The 18661-nt window shown below is 38.6% G+C and carries 17 protein-coding genes and 1 pseudogene; 3 read left to right on the top strand and 15 right to left on the bottom strand.

Annotated elements, in window-relative coordinates:
- Positions 1 to 12 precede the first annotated feature (12 nt).
- Both KIT51_11680 and KIT51_11675 read left to right on the top strand, forming a co-directional pair.
- Positions 13 to 162, top strand: coding sequence for a hypothetical protein (locus KIT51_11680; GenBank protein ID UYN85541.1), 150 nt, complete (start codon positions 13 to 15; stop codon positions 160 to 162).
- A 74-nt stretch (positions 163 to 236) separates the two neighbouring features.
- A complete protein-coding gene (locus KIT51_11675) occupies positions 237 to 500 on the top strand; it encodes a helix-turn-helix transcriptional regulator (protein ID UYN85540.1) in 264 nt (87 codons plus the stop codon).
- 349 nt (positions 501 to 849) lie between these two features.
- On the opposite strand, the pseudogene KIT51_11670 reads toward KIT51_11675, so the two are convergent.
- From KIT51_11670 to KIT51_11645, 6 genes and pseudogenes are all read right to left on the bottom strand, one after another.
- A pseudogene (locus KIT51_11670) lies at positions 850 to 1913 on the bottom strand (IS3 family transposase).
- A 492-nt stretch (positions 1914 to 2405) separates the two neighbouring features.
- Positions 2406 to 3245: an agmatine deiminase family protein gene (locus tag KIT51_11665; GenBank protein ID UYN85539.1), complete on the bottom strand. Its 840-nt coding sequence runs from the start codon at positions 3243 to 3245 to the stop codon at positions 2406 to 2408.
- Positions 3246 to 4511: a hypothetical protein gene (locus KIT51_11660; protein ID UYN85538.1), complete on the bottom strand. Its 1266-nt coding sequence runs from the start codon at positions 4509 to 4511 to the stop codon at positions 3246 to 3248.
- 397 nt (positions 4512 to 4908) lie between these two features.
- A complete protein-coding gene (locus KIT51_11655) occupies positions 4909 to 5859 on the bottom strand; it encodes a site-specific DNA-methyltransferase (protein ID UYN85537.1) in 951 nt (316 codons plus the stop codon).
- Between the two features lies 1 nt (position 5860).
- Positions 5861 to 8581: a DEAD/DEAH box helicase family protein gene (locus KIT51_11650; protein ID UYN85536.1), complete on the bottom strand. Its 2721-nt coding sequence runs from the start codon at positions 8579 to 8581 to the stop codon at positions 5861 to 5863.
- Positions 8578 to 8898, bottom strand: a complete 321-nt coding sequence (locus KIT51_11645) for a helix-turn-helix transcriptional regulator (protein ID UYN85535.1) — start codon at positions 8896 to 8898, stop codon at positions 8578 to 8580. Before KIT51_11645 ends, KIT51_11650 begins: the two co-directional genes overlap by 4 nt.
- A 41-nt stretch (positions 8899 to 8939) precedes the next feature.
- Here KIT51_11645 and KIT51_11640 point away from each other — a divergent pair, with 41 nt between their 5' ends.
- A complete protein-coding gene (locus KIT51_11640; protein UYN85534.1) occupies positions 8940 to 9212 on the top strand; it encodes a hypothetical protein in 273 nt (90 codons plus the stop codon).
- Positions 9213 to 9586: 374 nt separating this feature from the next.
- On the opposite strand, the gene KIT51_11635 is transcribed toward KIT51_11640, so the two are convergent.
- The 9 genes from KIT51_11635 to KIT51_11595 form a co-directional block, all read right to left on the bottom strand.
- Positions 9587 to 10381, bottom strand: coding sequence for a cation transporter (locus tag KIT51_11635; GenBank protein ID UYN85533.1), 795 nt, complete (start codon positions 10379 to 10381; stop codon positions 9587 to 9589).
- Between the two features lie 5 nt (positions 10382 to 10386).
- Positions 10387 to 12561 (bottom strand): TonB-dependent receptor, encoded by a 2175-nt coding sequence (locus KIT51_11630; GenBank protein UYN85532.1) that lies wholly within the window; start codon positions 12559 to 12561, stop codon positions 10387 to 10389.
- Between the two features lie 414 nt (positions 12562 to 12975).
- Complete coding sequence (locus KIT51_11625) at positions 12976 to 13314, bottom strand: hypothetical protein (GenBank protein UYN85531.1); 339 nt, start codon at positions 13312 to 13314, stop codon at positions 12976 to 12978.
- A gap of 441 nt (positions 13315 to 13755) precedes the next feature.
- On the bottom strand, positions 13756 to 14550 hold the full coding sequence (locus KIT51_11620) for a DUF3800 domain-containing protein (protein UYN85530.1): 795 nt from the start codon (positions 14548 to 14550) through the stop codon (positions 13756 to 13758).
- A gap of 55 nt (positions 14551 to 14605) precedes the next feature.
- Positions 14606 to 14779 carry a hypothetical protein gene (locus tag KIT51_11615; GenBank protein UYN85529.1) on the bottom strand — a complete coding sequence of 58 codons (174 nt, stop codon included), beginning with the start codon at positions 14777 to 14779 and terminating at the stop codon, positions 14606 to 14608.
- On the bottom strand, positions 14780 to 15619 hold the full coding sequence (locus tag KIT51_11610; protein ID UYN85528.1) for a GIY-YIG nuclease family protein: 840 nt from the start codon (positions 15617 to 15619) through the stop codon (positions 14780 to 14782).
- Between the two features lie 98 nt (positions 15620 to 15717).
- The gene (locus tag KIT51_11605; GenBank protein UYN85527.1) at positions 15718 to 16635 is read right to left on the bottom strand and encodes a site-specific DNA-methyltransferase; all 918 of its coding nucleotides are present in this window, start codon (positions 16633 to 16635) and stop codon (positions 15718 to 15720) included.
- 6 nt (positions 16636 to 16641) lie between these two features.
- The gene (locus KIT51_11600; GenBank protein ID UYN85526.1) at positions 16642 to 17556 is read right to left on the bottom strand and encodes a HindIII family type II restriction endonuclease; all 915 of its coding nucleotides are present in this window, start codon (positions 17554 to 17556) and stop codon (positions 16642 to 16644) included.
- Positions 17557 to 17813: 257 nt separating this feature from the next.
- Positions 17814 to 18461: a hypothetical protein gene (locus KIT51_11595; protein ID UYN85525.1), complete on the bottom strand. Its 648-nt coding sequence runs from the start codon at positions 18459 to 18461 to the stop codon at positions 17814 to 17816.
- Between the last annotated feature and the right edge of the window lie 200 nt (positions 18462 to 18661).

Genomic DNA, 18661 nt, shown 5'->3' with positions numbered 1-18661 from the left:
AGATTCGATCAAATGAAAGATATTTTTATTTATGTATTGGCAGCAACATTTGAAATCTTTGGCTGTTTTGCTTTTTGGAATTATTTCAAATCGGGTAAATCGGTACATTGGCTGTTCCCGGGGATTCTATCATTAATCCTGTTTGGTTACTTACGCTTATAATCAAATAGTTATGGAAGAAAAAAAAATTTGAGAAAATTGAAAAAAGTTCTTGCCCTGTCCGAACAACGTTGGATATGATAGGGGGGAAGTGGTCGTTTGCCATTATTTATTCGTTGCTCAACGGCACAAAAAGGTTCAAAGAACTGGAACGTTCTATTGAGGGTACCAACACGAGAATGTTGGTTAAGGAATTGAAGTCTTTAGAAGAATGGGGTATTGTAAATCGGCAGGCATATGCCACCGTTCCGCCTACTGTTAAATACTCTTTGACAGACAAGGGCTTAGAACTACAACCAGTGTTGTCTGAAATTCAGAATTGGGCAGTCAAGTATGTTTAGTGTGTAGGTGTCTTGATACGCTTGCTGGTAACGGTTTGGCGCTTGGCGCAGTGGCGGATTTCGGAGCACAAAACTGTCAACCTGCACTGAACTTGAATAGAAGCACAAAGCTCCAAGTTTGCACGTCACCCCGCCTGACGCAAAACCCGTGTTAGCGGGTCGTTGTTATCGTTTCGTCACTTTATATGGTTTTCCTTTGTCGTCATAAGTTGTCCATTCGCCAACAGGTTCTCCTGTAAGCTCCCCATTTTTAGGACAACTCTAAATTAGGAAATTTATTCATTGTTATTGTTGTAACCGGTTGTGGGTTTGTGGGAAACTCGTTTCGAGTTTCCCATAAATCCACGGCCAGCATGTCCGCAGGACTGCGCCCTTCGAGCGCATCATGTGGACGGTCATAGTTGTAATCATTCATCCACTCATCAGCTAGGATTCTTACCTGGATAAGGGATTCAAATAAGTACGCATCGAGAACATCTCTTCGGAAGCTTCCATTGAAACGCTCGATGTATGCATTCTGTGAAGGCTTGCCCGGTTGAATAAACTGAAGCTGGATGTTGCGTTCTTCGCACCATAGGCCGAGTTTGCTTGAGATGAATTCGGGGCCATTATCAACCCTGATTCGCTGTGGTTTTCCTCTCCATTGAATGACTTGTTCAAGTACCCGTATCACTCGCTCAGCCCGTAGCGAAGTATCAACTTCAATAGCAAGGGCCTCACGGTTAAAGTCGTCCAGCAAGTTGAGTACTCTGAACTTGCGACCCGATAGAAGGGAATCACTCATAAAGTCCATCGACCAGCTTGCATTGATGTGGCTAACAGCCTCCAGGGGCTGAAGAACGCGTGCTGGTAATCTCCTTTTTCCTTTTCGTTTCATATTCAACTTCAATAATTTATACACCCGATGGATGCGTTTGTGGTTCCACAACAATCCTTCTTTCCTTATCCTGAAATACATTTTCCAAAATCCTTCGGTAGGCCGTTTCTCAGCTAAGTTCTGGAGTTTATCAATCACCGCATGATCGTCCGTCTTACTTCGATAGTAGTAAACCGAACGTGAGAGATCCATCACTTCACAGGCCCGACCGAGGCTGACTTGAAAAGTCGTTCTCAGATAATCTACACGGGTTCGCTTCTCAGCGGGCCTTAGAACTTTTTTCCCAAAACGTCTTTGAGCATCTTGTTGTCCAGCGCCAGGTCACCATACATCTGCTTGAGCTTCCGATTTTCTTCCTCAAGCTCCTTAACGCGCTTAAGTTCGTTCATCTCCATACCTCCGTACTTAGCCTTCCAATTATAAATAGTGGCTTTGGACACTCCGTGCGAACGGGCAATGTCCTGGATGTTTTTGCCAGCATCAAACTCCTTGAGAATAGTGAAAATCTGGGCTTCGGTAAATCGTGTTCTTTTCATTTTTAACAGTTTAAAGTTAGACCTTTTGTCTAATTCAAAACTGTCCTATTTTCGGGGGAGCTTACATTCGTATTTGGTGCGGTGGCAAAAAATGGCTCTTTTGGTTTTGCGAAGGGTCGTCTTGTGGGCAGGGCAAAACCAAATGTGCCATTTGTGCGGTGGCATTTCAATTTTTTTTGTGCGGTGGGGAAAAAATTAAAACACAGAAGGGTGGGCAATGAGTGTCGGCTTACTCGCTGTCCGTTTGTTATATCGTTTTTATGTCTGTGTTCACCTGTCAAAATGGTTTACTTTTTCTTAGTTTATGTCGGTCGTTTCGTTGTTGTAGTGTCGTCTTTTAGGCTTACTGCTAACGTTTTTGCGCTTGGCGCAGTGGGGGACTTAGAAGCACTATACTGTCAACCTGCACCAAATCTAAATAGAAGCACGAACTTTCAATTTTGTACGTCACCCCCCATTGCGCCAAACGCATGTTATAGGGCGTTTTTCTTCTCACGTTGTCCATATGTTCCAAGTTATGCAGTTAAGTATTCCGCCATTGTCAGCCACTTCGTTACTGTCAATAGTTGCTATTTGTTGTCCGCTAAAAAGTTGTTCAAATTGTCGAACCGCAATTTCATCTTCTTTAATTCCGAAAGTCGGAATAATTACGGTGTTTTGCATTTGTAAAAAGTTAATGTAATCACCGTTTGCTTGTCCGTAAGTCTTGTTGCCGTATGGGTTGTAGGGAATTTCTATGTAGTCAAGTCCTGCGTTGTCTAAGGCAATTTTAAATGCTCTCTGAAATTCTGGTTTCTCTTTGGAATGGTCGTTAATTATTACCGTGTTATTGTCAAGGAAACGAACCATTCCGTCTGCGTGTCCTGTAAAGTCTTTTGGTTGTTGAGGCACAAAATAGAGTTTATCAACTTCAAAAAGCTCTCTAAGTTTGTCAGCAAGTTGTCGTCTTGAGTAGTGCGGGTTTTCTATAAAAATCTTGTCGCACATTATTACTTTATCAGTCGTTTTAGTTACGTTACCTCCATCTAAAACAATGTCGGATTTTATACGATTTAGTTTAATTGAATTGCAGATGCTATCAACATCCGAAATTGTCTTAATCCATTTTTTACTTTGCAAATAGTCGGGGTTGTAAACGAACTGAACAAACTTGTCAAGCGTAACTTGAACAGGCATATAATCAACAGCCCAAATATCTTTTGTGTCAGGTAAAAGCTGAAAAGTAATGCCACACTTTTTTAATACCACTTCAAAGTCCGCAAAGAATTTTGGATGCTTTGTTGGTAAGCAGTCAGCAAGGTAAAGTGTGTTAGTTTGGCTGTCAGGTATCATTTACGGATTTATGTTGTATCCCATAATTTCTTTGGCTTGTTCTTTTGTGATTTTATTGTCTGCCAAAAGTTGACGAACAACCTTTTCTTTATCCTTGAATTTGTGTTGAAGATTAAGTTCAACTAAATACCGATATTTTTTCTCTGCATAATTTTCTGTGTCCTCTTTTTTCTTCGTCAAGCCGATACGAACCGCTTGGATTGGCTCGGTTTCAATGGCTTGAATTATTTCTTTGTTTAACTCTCTCAAACAAATGCCACCTTCACCCGTTAAAATGTTGCCGATGTTTGAGAAAATTTCTTTTAAAACATTTGATGGGCCGCTTATGTAACGTGGGTTTTCTCCAAATTTCATTATTCCTCTAATTAATAAGCCACCGTAAATTTTCTTTTCGTAGTCGCCAAAAGTGATGTCCAAACCTGCTCCGTTAAAATACCAATTGCCTGCAAAAAGTTGTTCGGATGAACAATGAACGTAAGGGTCTGGGTGATTGTCTTTGTCGTGGTAGTAAACTTCTAATTCTGTTATTCTGTATGGTTGGTCAGCAACAACTAAACACAAGTAATTCATTAAATAATGTGTCAATGCTGAAAACTTGTCGTCAAGTGTTTTGAACTCAAAACCACCGTTTAAGTCGTGCCAAAATTCTGCAAGTTGGCTTTGTTGAATTTCTTCGTCTTTTCCGTCAAGTTGAAAAGCAGAAATGTAGTGGTCGAGATATTTAATGCCTTTGGCATTCAAATATTCCAACATCTTCTTTTCTTCTTCTCCAAAGTTTTTTGTCAATGCTACGATACCCAATAAGTTTAATGTCTTTGGGTCGTCTGCTAAACGTAAAGCTTCTAAAACTGCTAAAGGGTGGTCTCTTTTGGCAAGTAAAATTTCTTTGTAAACGAAAAGCGTGTATAAATGTGATGTTATGCCGAACTCAGGTAATACTTGTTCCGGTTCTAATTTATTTGCGATTGCTTCCTCTAAAATTTGGGTTTCGGTCTTTGCCGGTGAAAGCAAATATTCTGTTGCAGCTTTTTTCAGATTGTTAATGATTGTATCAACGTCTTTGTCCGTTGGTAATGATTTAACGAACAATATTTTTCCAAAGGTGTCACTGTCTGGCAAACCGAAACTTGCCAAAACCTTAGCTCGGATATGAAAATATTCTTCAAACAGTTCTCCGTTTTCTTCGGGTCCACCGCTGTTGTCAATGTGAAGTTGAATTTTTGCTAAACCTCTAATAGCGTTTTTTAGTTTGTCTTGTTGTTCCATTCTTATTGTTTATTGTCAGCCGAAGCCGTTGTCCTAAAATGCCCTATAACGTTTCGGGGGTTGCCGTCAGTGCGGGAATTAATAGCACTAAATTGTCCGCCCACAACAAATGTAAATAAAAAGCACTACCGTTTGATTAAGCACTTCACCCCGCATTGCGGCAACCCCTTGTTATCTGCTGCTCTTCTGTCCTCCGTCAAAGTTGTCGTGATATTTCCTAATGAAAAGCTGTCCTGTCCTGTCGGGGTTGCTGTCTGTGCGTGGCAGAAAAAAATTAAAAAAAGAGGGGAGGAAAAATAATTTTTCTTGCGTGGCTGAAAAGCACACTCTTTTGCAAGCTTTGGTCTGTGCGTTGGCTTGTGCGGCTTGCAAATGTGTGTGCTTTTGTGTGTTGCAATCATACTTCAATGCTTTCTTTTTCTTCTACTATTTTTAAAAATTCTGCCAAGTCAGGATTTACTTGAATAGAGTGTTCTGCTGCAAAGAAACTACCATTCATTTTTAGTGTATGTAGTTTAAAATACTCCAACATTTTCGGGTCGCTGTCAACGAGAATGGAGTTCCTGCTTTCTTCAATACAAACTCGTCCTGTTGTGCCTGAACCTGCAAAAAAGTCAAGAACCAATGAGCCAGGATATGAAAGTCCTTTTACAAACCTGCGAATGAGTTCAAGCGGCTTTTGTGTCGGATGCCCAACTCGTTCTATTGAATTTCCATTTAGTCGTCCAATTTCCCAAACATTTGTCGGGTTTTTCCCTTTGTCAATATTTTCTGCAATTAACCGTTTGTCCCGCTTATACATTTCCTTTGTTTCTTCGTCAAACGGCACTCTCACCGAATCCAAGTCAAAGAAATATTTGTTCGTTTTTGAGAGCCAAATTGCTTCTTCGTGTCTGTTAGCAAAGAAGCGGTGAGCACTCATTCCGTTTTTGTAATACCAAATCACAAGGTTTGTAAAACGCAAGTCAGTATGATGTCTTGTGTAGTGCATTATCTCTAACAAGTCGCCTTTCTTTAGGTCTTGATATTGAAAGCCGCCAAAAATTACACAATTACCAGTGTCAGATAACACACGATAGATTTCATCTAACCATTGCTTTGCCCAGTCAAGATAATCGCTAAATGTGTCCCAAGTTGCCAAGTCAAGATTGTAGGGCGGGTCAATCAAAATCAACTGAATGGAATTGTCAGGAAGTTTCTTTAGAAACTGAACAGCATCTTCTGTAAAAAGTGCATGAAAGGTTTTTGTCGGCAATGTTGCCTCAATATGACTGCTATGAGCAACCCCATTTTTTTTGAGTTTGTTCATTGCGATGTGTCCTGAATTGAAATGAGATTTGTTTGCCATTTTATTTTACGATTTTGAAATTGTTGATGAAATAATTCTTAGTCAAGAAATCTTTTCCAAAAGATTCTTTGAGCAACGAAACTTCTTCTGCTGTAAGTTTTGCAGGTTCATGGAGAATTTTTTCAATTCTCAGAAACACTTCCTGTTCTGATTCTTTTGGTTTAAGCTGGATAGTTTGTTTGGATAAAACAAATTGCAATAGTTCAATATCGCTTCTCCCTTGTTTGATTATTCCTAATGCTTCAAGGATATTTAAAAGAAATGGACAACGATGTTCTGCTCCTGTTTCTGTTGCTGCTTCTATTCCATTTTGGTCACAATAGCTTGCAATAAATGGTGCATTGAAAAATCCTTGATAGATGCTGCTCTTTGAAATTGTGGCTTTGCGTTCAATACGATATAGGTAATTAAGCATTAAGCCAACGGCATGCATTTCAAGAAATGTTCTCGTAATGAATGAACCATCTTTTTTACTTTTTTGAATGAATTTGCTTATTGCTTCATTAAATTCAGATGGTTGAGCATTCATTTCCCACGATGGGATTTTACTGCTTTTGTCTTTAAAACTAAGGTCAACGGTTTTGAAAACTGGTCTTAAAATTTCCGCAAACTGCTTGCCCTTCGGAGTTAATTGAAGATGATACTCTGTATCTGCTCCAATCTTTCTATCATCTACCAACAAGCCAAGTTCCATTAACCCCTGTAACTTGTATTTTGTTTGCCGTTGAAACGCCCCCAACCTATCATCGTCAAGATTACCTCTTAATCGTATGTATTGACTGTCAAGGTGAGTGTTCTTTAAACGATTACCGAGTAAAGTTTTTAAGATGTATAGAATGTGTCCAAGATGCAGCCCTTGAGGAAAATGATAACTGGCTTCTGTAAATTCTCCGATCTCTCTTAGGAATTTTATCCATGAACCGAAAACTGTTTGATACTTGCCAACTTTAAATTCTCCCTGCTCGTTTATTTCCTGCTGTGTTGGCTTGTGTCCGAGTGTTTCTGCTAAAGTGTAGTAAGCATCAATCAAATCTTCTTTCGTAATTTCTCTTGCTGCTTTGTCCTGTGAATCAAGTATCTGTTCTACTTCAGCATCAAAATGAACCTCGCAATTCGGAGAGTATTCGTAAATAACTTTCTCAACTCTACCAGTTTTTCCATTTTTCTGTTCGCTTTTTCCTTTCGCCAAATATTCTCTGACTTTATTCGCCTTTTGATAATTGCTGATGAAGTCAAGTATTACAACATTGTCTTTGCCACTGCAAAGGCGAAGCCCTCTCCCTAACTGCTGAACAAAAACTGTTTTAGATTCTGTTGGTCGTAAGAAAAGTAAAACTCGTAGGTCGGGAAAGTCAACTCCTTCATTAAATAAGTCAACAGTGAATGCAACTGTAAATTTATTTTCTCTGAACTCTTTTATCAGGTCTTCTCTGTTTGGTGTTTGTGATGTAATTGCATAAGAAGGTATTCCGTTGGCTGTAAAATATTCTGCCATTGCTTCGGCATGTTTTACAGAGCAACAAAAGCCAACGGCTTTGTTGCTGTTTCCTTTTTCTAAATACTCTTTGAGTATTTGTTCGTTTCGTTTTTCAATTATCAAATACCTGTCAAGGTCTGCAACATTATACTTGTTTCCTTTGTAACGGATTTTTGAATAGTCAATATTGTCTTTAAGTCCGTAGTAGTTGTAAGGCACAAGAAAGCCGTTTTCAATGGCTTCGTTCAATGTGTATTCAAAAACTTTTTGATAATCAAACAATTCAAAGATGTCTTTCCTGTCCATACGGTCAGGCGTGGCAGTTAAGCCCAACATGAAAAAATTTGGCTGGAAATACTCCAATACAATTTGATAAGAAGGTGCTTGTCCGTGATGCACCTCATCAACAATTATGTAATCAAATTCGTCTGGTGAAAATTCATACAGAACATTGGGATTCCGTAAAGTGTCTTTGGATGCAAACAAAATTCTTGCGTTCAAATTTTCTCTTACATCGCCTGTAAGCAAGCCCAAAGTTTCTTTAGGATATGCTTTCTCAAACGCTTCCCTCGACTGACTTAAAATGTCTAATCGGTGAACGATGAATAAAATTCTACCCTTAGCTTTCTTCGTGTCAAACGCTGATAAAAAAGTTTTGCCTGTTCCTGTCGGTAAAACAATAATTCCTTTTTTCCAACCTGTGTTACGATAAAAGTCAAGTGCATTAAGGGCTTCTCTCTGTAAGAAGTTAGGTTCAATTAAACTTTCTGAAAGCAGTTCGGGAAGCGTTCTGTAAACAACTCTCCTCAAACTTTCGCTTACTCTTGTTCTCCATTCAGGGTGTTGAAGTTGACTGAATGAGTAACGCAATAAATGCCAACCTGCATTAAGGATTTCGTTTTGACGATTCAGATTGTCGTCAAACATTTCATTTGGAATTATTCCTTCTGCATGATAGGTTTCTCCGTTTACTTCAAGTGCAAGTTTCTTACCGTCTTTAACGAGAGCAAAATCTATTCTTCGGGTTCTTCCTTCGGAATCAATGAACGGATATTGAGGAATTACATACTTGATATTTTCTTTTCCTAAAAGTGGGAACAAAAAATCTTGAACGAAAAGTTTTTCACTCTCTTGCAGTATTCTTTTTTGGTAAATTTCTAAATACTCTGCAAGTTGCACCGATTCTTTATCCTCCAAAGGATTTTTCCAATTTGTTATCTCTGGTGTAATGTTGTCTTGGCTCATTTATGGTTTTTTAAATACTCAACTTTTTTTTCAGCAACTTTCAAAGTATCAAGGTCGGCTTCTTCTTCAATTATCCTGTAAGCAAACTGGTCGCTTAAAACTTCCTTTGCAAGTTGTTTTTCGTCCAACTTAAAATATTTGGCAAGCTGTTTAAGTTGCTCCTTGGTTGGCTGCCTTTCGTTTCGTTCAATCTTTGCTAAAAGGGAAGTGTCAATGCCGATTTCACCCGATAATGTTCTTAATGAGAGCTGAGATTCTTCTCTTAGGGTTCGTAATCTTTCTCCGAAAGTTGAAATACTATTCTTATTCATTGCCATTGTGGTCTGAATTTGTCCAAAGATAATTTAAAAAATGCGGTATGGACAAATATCGTCCACAAAAGTTTTCAACAAACCGTGAACTTACAGAGCGTTGGCAAAAAATGGCTCTTTGGGTTTTGCTGCGGGTGGGTTTGTGCGTGGGGCAAAACCCAATGTGCCATTTGTGCGTTGGCATTAAAATTATTTTTGCGGGTGGGCTTTTTTTAATTTTTTTCTTGCGTGGCAGTCGTGCGGTTGTCGGCTTACACTGTCAAGCAGCAGTCAAACAAAGTCCCCAAAAATTGTTGTCAAAGACCGTCCGTGTCAAGTAGCACAGTCGCTGAAATAGAGTTGCAGATAACGGTTTGCGGCTTGGCGTAGTGGGGGCTTTTCAGCACAAAACTTCATACGAAGCCGAAAGTTCAAATTTAAGAAAAACTGTCATACGAAGCACGTCCGCCCCCATTACGCCAAACCGCTGTTAGCAGCTGGCGTTCTGTCCACCGTCTTAGTAAACCATTGTCTGTATGTCGGTGTAAGTGTCGTTGTCGGCTTGTGCGTTCGGGTATTTTTTCTTTTTTCAGAAGGGCAGGAAAATTTTTTATTCATTTTTTTTCGGGAAAACAAGAACACTCTTTTTGCAGCTTTGGTTTGCGTGTTGGCTTGTAGCGGCTGCAAAATGTGTGTGCTTGTGTGCGTTGGCTTTTTATTTCGCTAACTGTAATATCCTGTATGCTCCTCTTGCAACAATTACAAAAACAATTGCTCCAATAATCAAGTCGGGATAACCTGAATTAAGCCAATTAACCAAAAGTCCCGCAAGGATTACACCCGAATTAATGATTACGTCATTGGAAGTAAAAATCATACTCGCTTGCATATGGGCTTCTTTGCTTTTCCCTTTTTGTAATAAGTAAAGACAAATCACATTTGCTATCAGGGCTAAAACAGAAACTACAATCATTGTTTGAAAATCGGGCATTTTTTCAACTCCGATAAAACGTCTGACAACTTCAATGAAACCGATAACAGCTAAAAGGATTTGAAAATATCCTGCAAACTTGGCGATGTTATTTTTTCTTGCAATCGTTCCCCCAACTGCAAATAATGCCAATGCGTAAACGATACTGTCAGCAAGCATATCCAAACTGTCCGCTACCAATCCCATTGAATTGGAAAAAATGCCAAACAGCATTTCCAACCCGAAGAACAGGAAATTGATAATAAGAACCGTCCACAATAATTTTCGTTGCATACTGCTTGTGCCTGCTTCTATTTCTATTGTATTTTCTTCCGTTGAAATTAAGGTTGTATCAAGATTTAGAGTTTCCAAAGCCGAAAGTATAGGTTGGCTTTCCGCAATATGATGAACTGTCAATTTTCGGTTTGCAATATCAAACTCCAATGATTTTATTTCATCAAACTTTTGCAGTTTCATTCGTATCAATTGCTCCTCGCTTGGGCAATCCATTTTTATGATTTTAAATATTGTCTTTTGCATAATTCTTACAATTTTAATTTTATACCGCCATTAATTAAAAATCCATCAAGCGGTGCGTAAATGTCCCTGAAAACAGGATTGGTAACTGTTCCTGTATAAATGGTGTCAAATCGGGTTTGCCGTGCGTCAAGGAAATTTTCAAAGTTGATGTAAACAGAAAATTTTTCCCATAGCTTTTCAACCATAAATCCGCAAAGCACATATTGTTTTCCTGTTGCTCCGTCACTTAATTTTTGAGGGCTGAAATAATACGTTTCCAAACCTACTTTCCATTTATCCTCTATTTCATACATTAAAACTGAATTTATCCTGTGCTTTGGCGTGAGTGGCGTATTTGTCGAAACTCCGTTTTGATGCAAGCGTGTATCTGTAAACGTATAGCCCAAAAACAATTTAAAATCTTCATAGCCGATTTTGATATTGGTTTCCGTTCCTCTTGTATCAATATGCCCTGCCGAATTGATAAATCGGTATAAGCCGTTTGTTTGATAGTCAAGCAACAAAGGATTATTCAAATAGGTGTAAAAGAAAAGTTGGTTAATGCTAAACGTTACTTTTTCGCCAAATGCAGTGCGGTAATTAAAATCAACATTTCCTCCGTAACTGCGTTCTAATTTGTTGATATTTTTATCAATCGGCATTACATTTTGATATTGTATGCGTTCGCTTTCTTCGGTAAAAATGGTTGGCGTTTTATAGCCAAATCCACCGCCAAGACGTGAAGAAAATTTGTCTGTAATTTTGAATAATGCCGAAACTCTTGGTAGTAACGCAATACCGTAATCAATAACATAATCGGCTCTGAAACCTGTTTCAAGATTAAGCCACCTGGTAGCTTTCCACAAATTTTGAGCAAATGCACCAAAAGTAATTTGGTCGTAATTTCTTAACGGAAAAGTATCTAACTGCTTTTCCTGAAAATTGTCTGTCCAAAGATTTACCCCTGCAACCCATTCTGTTTTTTCCCTTACATTGGTATAGCTTGCTTCGCTGAAAGTTGCCGTTTGTGTGCCGTCAAAACTATAATTCGGAATGTTGATTATCCTGTTAAAGTAACTCACGCTGTTTTTAAAATTGAAAAAACTTTTGTCATTAAATTTATGGTCAAAAGACAATTGCGTAGAATAGCGTTGTGTTTTATTTTCTTCAAAATAACTGTGGATAGCGTCGCCATTTCCCTGAATATAATGTATGTCGCCACCGATACGGTTTTCAATTGCTGTGTTTAATCCAACATTCAGCTTTGTTTTATCGCTGAAATAAACAAACAACTTGGGATTGAAAACATATCTGTCAAATTTCGGAATAGCCGTCAGGTCAATATTTGCAGGGTCGTAAGCCCAATTTCTGTTATGTGCCGCAAATATTGTTGTTCCTATTTTATTGAAACGTTGTCCGTAAAAACCATTTATATCAAAACCTCTACCCGAACTTCCGTTTAAATGAAAACGCAACTCTCTTTCATCAGTTGGTGTTTTGGAAATCAGGTTTACCAATCCTGCTATTGCTCCGCCTCCGTAAAGTGTAGATGAAGAACCTTTAATAATTTCTACCTGCTTTAAGTCAAGCGGTGGCGTTTGCAAAAGTCCCAAACCGCTTGCTGCACCTGCGTATAATGGAAAACCGTCTTTAAGAATTTGGGTGTATCGTCCGTCAAGCCCTTGAATACGAATAGAAGCGTTGGCAGATGTTGCCGATGTTTGTTGCGTTTGTATTCCTGTGCTTTCGCTCAAAAGCATACGAATATCGCCCGCTTTCATATTTCCCTTTTCTTCTAATTCCTCTCCTGCAATAAATTCAATTCTTGTCGGAATGTCTTTGATTGTTCTTGAACTTCGTGTAGATGAAATCACAATTTCGTCCAACTCGTCTGTTTCTGATTGTAGAAAAATTTCAATCGGGTCTATTGTTGTTAAAGGAAATTCAAAGGTGTCTTTTCGTGTTTCATAACCTATATAACGAAATTCAATTACCTGTTTTCCGTTCGGAATATTGGTTAAGGTTATCAGTCCGTCAATGTCTGCGGTTGCTCCTGTTGCTGTTCCTGATAAAATTGCTGTCGCACCGATTAACGGCTCTTTTGTTTCGCTGTCTTTTATGACCGCTTTAAATGTATTCTGTCCGAATACGGTATTTATATGAAATGCTGCCATTAGCAGCAAAATGATTTTTAGCTTCATTGTCTGAATGATTATTAATGTTTGAAAAATAAGAATTGGCGGTGCGTAGCACCGCAATTTGTTATTGTGCCGAAGGCACTGAAACATTAACTAATCTTAGGCGGTTGCCAAATGGCAGAGAAAAAGTCAGACGTAGTATTGTCCTTGTATATGGAAACTTTTTTGTCTGAATAGGTAAGGACAGGGTGTAAAGAAAAGTTTGCTATCGGGAAAGTAAACCCTACACAAGTATGGCAATTCATAAAAGGCGAACAACAATCGCCACAATCTTTATCATCTTGGTTGTCTTGGGATTGTTCAGTCGTTTGCTCCCGAAAACATTTGTCCTCCACTAAGTTTGGGGCTGCTGTCAGCAACAAAACGTAAATGGCTAATATGGAAGATAAATATTTCACGGTGCAAATTTAATAAAAATCATTTTTCTACTGTCCAATCATCATTGTCATTTTCTTCAACATTAATTTTACTGATTACAGCGTTTGCCCCTGAGTCTGTGTAAGTTCCATATCCATTAACAAATACACCTTTCGCTCCGTCTTTTCGGTTTCTCATTGCGTATAAAATGGCTTCATCGTCCAAGTCGTTTTGTCCGGTAAAACGATATATTTTATCAATAACGATGTCGTTCAAATCAACCTTTTCGCCTCCTTTTTTGTATGAGATGTTTTCTTCTAACAGGTTAAAGTCTTCTGTGTAACCTCGTTGTCTTAATATTTCAATTACTTCTGATAATGTTTTCTCTGTTGATAGCATAGTGTTCTCTTTATAGATGTTTTATAAATGCAAAGTTAAAAAAGCGTTGGGAAAAATGGCTCTTTGGCTTTTGCCGAAGCGTAGGTTTTTGTGTGTCGGGGCAAAAGCCAATGTGCCATTGTGCGGTGGCAAAAAAATGAATAAAAAATGTGCGGTGGGGAAAAAGAAAAAATACACAAGGGTCAGCAAAGAGTGTCGGCTTACCCGTTGTCCCGTTTCAATATGGTCTGTTTTTGTTTGTCTGTCTGTCAAAATGGTTTACTTTTCTTGTCCGTCCGTCCGTTACTGTCAGGTTGCACGGTCTGTTACGCTTGCTGCTAACGGTTTGCCGCTTTGCGAAGGCGGGGATTTTCAGCACTAAACTTCATTAGTTGAACAAAGCTTGGATTTAGTACTTCACTGTCATAGAAGCACGAAACCCCCGCTTTTGCAAAACGGCTGTTAGGCAACGTTCTTTTTTATTTCTTCTCGAATTTTATCATGATTACTGTTCTTTGGGGCGAAGTTCATACCATAGTCAATAATTCTTCCGGGATAACCACGGTATTTCGAAAGTATTTTTGTAGTCAGGTCATACCCTAAGGAATTATCGGTCCCCTGAATGGTTTTAAGGATGAAATCTTTTGCAGCTCCAATGACTAAGTCCGCAAATTGTAAAACGCCTGAATGTGTCGATTTTGCGAAGTATAAGCTATCATTAAAGCCTAAATTCATTAATGGGCCAGAGTGAAAAGTCACACCGTTTGATGATTGTCCTAAATTATAGGCTCTGAAATATTCACGATTAAATGGTTTGGGATTGCTACTGTCTGGCCAGTCTAAGATTATTTCAAAATTGTCTCTGAAAGGTAAATCTCTCGCAAAAAGTCCAATTCTCATTAAAGCTTGTGTGAATGTAATTCCTGTCAGTTGTTCTTTAATTTGTTTTAATGGGATTTTGGAAGGATATCTTTCAGTGCAAGCTAAAACTACTCTGTAATCAATGTCCAATGACCGCTCAAAAATTTCAGTCCGCCATTCGTATGACTTTTGCTTTAGTAATTCATAGTCTTTTTGTCTATTCCACTCTGCGTAAACGTCTTCGAGGTCTTTGAAATTCCACTTAATTGGCAAAGTAGGATAGGTGTATTTGCTTTTAATTTCTCTTAAGAGAGTCTCAATCTGTTTCTCAGATTTATTGTCAACAATAACACCACCAAAAACTAACACATTAGGTTTCCCTTTTTCTGTGCTCATTTCTGAATTGTCAGCATACCATTTTAGCATTATTGTCGTCTTTTTAGAATGTTGCCTAACGGTTTCGGGCTTTGCGTTCGGGCGGGTTTTGGAGCACAAAACTGTCAACCAGCATTGAACTTGAATAGAAGCACATAGCTTCAAGTTTGCACGGCACCCCGCCTGACGCAAAACCCGTGTTAGCGGTTCGGGCTTCTTTTCTGTCGTCAATATTCAAGTCAGTTGTCATTTAGTTTTTATTGTAGCCGAATTGTCCCCTTGTTAATAATACTTCTTTCCAGTAAGATTCTCTGTTTATTATCACGTTGTCGTCAATACGCATAGAGCGATATTCTAATAAACTGAATCTAAAATTTTGTCTTGCATAGTCAATGCCGTTTTCTGCAATTATTTTGGTTAATTCGTCATTAAAGCCGTGTCCTGTCCCTACGTAAACTGACCACCTTGACCAAATACCAAAATCACCGTATGCAGAACCAACATATTTTTTCCCGTTTGACTTGTCAGCAATCACATAAACACCTTTTACATTCTCCAATGCAGCTTTCCAATCATTCTTTTGATACTTGAAAACGGTCTCTAATTCAGGGAAGTCAATGTTTATGCTTTCGTATCCAGGGAAATTAATTCCATCAAATGGTTTTTTAAGAATTTCAGATACAACAAAGTCCTTGTAATAGCCTTCAAGTAAAAATGCTCGTCCACGCAAACCTTGATAGCGATAAAAGTCAATCACAAGTCGTCCGATTAACTCTTTATGTAAGTCAACCAATTCAAGTTCATAACCAACTTCGGTGTCTGCCCAGTCATCAAGTCTGTTTACAACTTTAAAAATGCCGCCAAATAGCCATTTGTTTGGTTCGTGATAAAATTGAATCAAACTGAAAATGTATTGTCTGTTAAAATCGTTTTTGTTGCCACGCCATTCATTCCATCCAACCCACCTGTCCCAACCTTGTAAATAAACATTCAATGGTTGTTCGTGTCCATTGTAACAAGCAAGGTGCAACTTGTAATGTCGCAAGTCGCTGTCGTTAAGTTTTAAAATATTTTCTGCCTTAATTGTCATTCGTTATTGTCTTGTTGGATTGTCGTTTTAGCCTGACTGCTAACGGTTGGCGGCTTTGCGTAGTGGCGGATTTAGAAGCAGAAAACTGTCAATAACCACTAACTTTTTTTAGAAGCACTACCGTTCAATTTAGCACGTCCACCGCCATTACGCAAAACCGCTGTTGGCTGCTGTGCTTCTTCTACTTCGGCATATTCTTCTTCTGGTTCTTCAACAACAAATAAAGTCGGTATGTCTGCAATTAATTTTACTCGTTTTCTTGCAATTTCGCAGTATTCGTGGCTTATGTCAATACCGATATATTGTCTGCCCATTTCGCAAGCAACTCTTGCTGTTGTCCCACTACCACTCATTGGATCAAATACTAAGTCGCCTTGATTTGTCCAAGATTTTATGTGGTCTCTTACAAGTTCACAGGGAAAAGGTGCAGGGTGTCCTTTTGCTTCTTGGTCTTCTTGTTTTTTACCGACAACATATTCCCAAATGTTTCCTTTTATTTTTTTGTCTTTGACTGGTTTTGCTAATTTTTCTCTTGTCTGCTCGTTCTTTGAAAAGTTTTTGTAGGTAGTTCCATTTAATTCAAGTCCTGCGTGCAAACAGTCAACCATAATCGGGTTATGTGTTTTTACAACACCTTTGCTGAAAACAAACATAAATTCAAACTCATTGTTATAGCGTTTACGGTAGATTTGAGGAATTGGATTTGCCTTACGAAATATCATTGTGTCGTGAAGATTGAAACCAATTTGCTGAAAATATAATGCTTGTTTAAAGCTCGTGCCTGTCTCGTTGCCGTTAATCGTTGCATCATTAACAACCCAAACTACTACGCCACCTGGTTTTGTAACTCTGTAAAGTTCTTTTGCAATGTCTTCAAATGGAAAAACAAATCCTTTGTAATTTCTCAAATCGTCATAAGGGGGGGAAGTAACTGTAAGGTCAATTAGATTTTCGTCAAACTTTCGCATTACTTCTACACAGTTACCTTCAATTATTTTATTTATGAAATTTTCCATTGTCTCTTATTTAAGTGTAAATAGTCCGTTATCGGAAATTGCACTAATAGTTTTAATTCTGCTTTCAATCTTGTGAACTTTGATAAGTTCTTTCAATGCTTCTTTGTGACTCATTCGCATTATCTTTTCTCTTTCTTGTGCCAAGAATGTTAGGGCTTCTTCTTTAGAAATAGTAATACTTTCAGTCGCAACGCCTTTCTCGATACTCCACAAAGGTTCTACTGCTTTAGAAAAGGAGAGAATTGTTTTATTGATAGCTAACCAATAGTCGGTAGCATTTTTTGAAGGATTGAGTGCTTTAACTGTCTCGAAAATTTTCTTTAAAAGCTGTTCGGCTTTTGTCTTTCCTTCCTTTTCAGAGTAAGAAAGTAGCAATGCAAGGTGTGAATATGTAAAAACACAAACATTTTGTGTCGTTGCTTGCTGGTAAATTTGGCTTGACGAAGTTGGAAGTTGATAAATAGGACAAACAACCATTGCGTATGGTTTGCCACGTTTCCAACCGTGCATTGCTTGAACTTTAAAGTCTTTTTGATTTTTTGCTGTCCTGCTTAGTCGGAATGCTTTTGCATCTGCAACAAAGCTGTAATCTTTTGCAAATGCTTCAACGTCTGCCGCATCTGCTCTCTCTTTAAGCACCAAACTTTTAAGTCCTAATGCCGAATAAGCTAATGAAAGTAAGCAGTCGGTGTATTTTGAATATAGTTTTTCTTCACTTGTGTCGTGTCCGTAACTTTCAGGGATATTTCCGCAAAGTCGCAAGTGGTCAATAAGTGACGAAACACCGTTTTTCTTTATTTCGGCTTCTAGCTCCTTTTCTAATTTTTCTGTGTCGTTACCAAAGTGTCCGCTCAGTTTTCGGATTTCTTCAATCCAATACTGTCTTGTTTTTATTGCCTTATCTGATATTATTTTACTCATTTATCTCTGTCAAAATATTAGTTTCCAAATTTACTTAAATTGTCGGTTAAGCAGTCCGAAAAAGGTCAAAAGTTGTCAACGGTTACTGTCGGTTGTGTGGTCTTAGCATTGCAGCCAACGTTTTGGCGCTTGGCGCAGTGGCGGATTTCGGAGCACAAAACTGTCAAAACACCACAAAAGTGGATGCGAGGTAGAATGTTCAATTAACCACTTCACCCGCCATTGCGCCAAACGCCTGTTATAGGGCGTAGTTCTTGTCACCATATACCAATCCAGTTTTCTAATTTTCTTTTAAACTCGTCAACTGCAAGCCAAGTGTTTACTTTTTGTTCATCTCTCTTGTCGTATGCTGTCAAATACTGAATGTGAATTTTTTCTCCCTGTTTTAGTTCGGGAATTTTTGTCACAAATCCGTTCTGTTTCATTTCTGTTATTGACTGATAGAAATCCACTTTGTTTTTAAGTCTTGGCGGAAACCAGTCGTCATTTTCTGCTCTTGAATTTAAAATTTCTCCGTCTTCTGTCCCAATGTGCAATGTCCACTCGTTACTGTCGGCTTGTATTGCGTCCAAGTGCTCTCCTGTCGCTGTGTCAAAAGTTATTTCGCCATTGATTTTGTCAAGCAAGCAATAGGTTTCTAGTTTCTCGTCAATGTCAGCCGTTTTTTCAATCCTAAAAATCCAGCCGAAACTGTCAGTCAAGGTCTCCCCATTATAAAGTGGAACTCTTATTTTAAATGAAACGATTTCAATGTTGTGTGCGTCCGTTTTAAAAATTTCCGAACTGCCGTTTTCGTATTTCTTTGTCTCAATAACATTGTCTTGTCGGTTACAGATAAGTCCGCAACGAACAACTCCCAAAGGTGTCTTAAATTCTCGTTTTATGTCAGTCGTCTGTGTCGTCATACTATGCCCTATAACGTTTTTGCGGCTTGGCGTAGTGGCGGATTTTTAGCACAAAAGTTCAATCGAAGAACTGCACTTGAACCTACCACAAAACTGTCATACGAAGCACTGCACCCGCCATTACGCCAAACCGCTGTTGGGTGCTGGCCTTCTGTCTTTCGTGTTGATTGTCTGTCAGTTGAGCGTTGGAACAGGCACAC

The sequence above is a fragment of the Cyclobacteriaceae bacterium genome (assembly GCA_025808415.1).
Taxonomy (GTDB): Bacteria; Bacteroidota; Bacteroidia; order Cytophagales; family Cyclobacteriaceae; genus UBA2336.
This window is presented reverse-complemented; position numbering and strand designations above follow the sequence as displayed.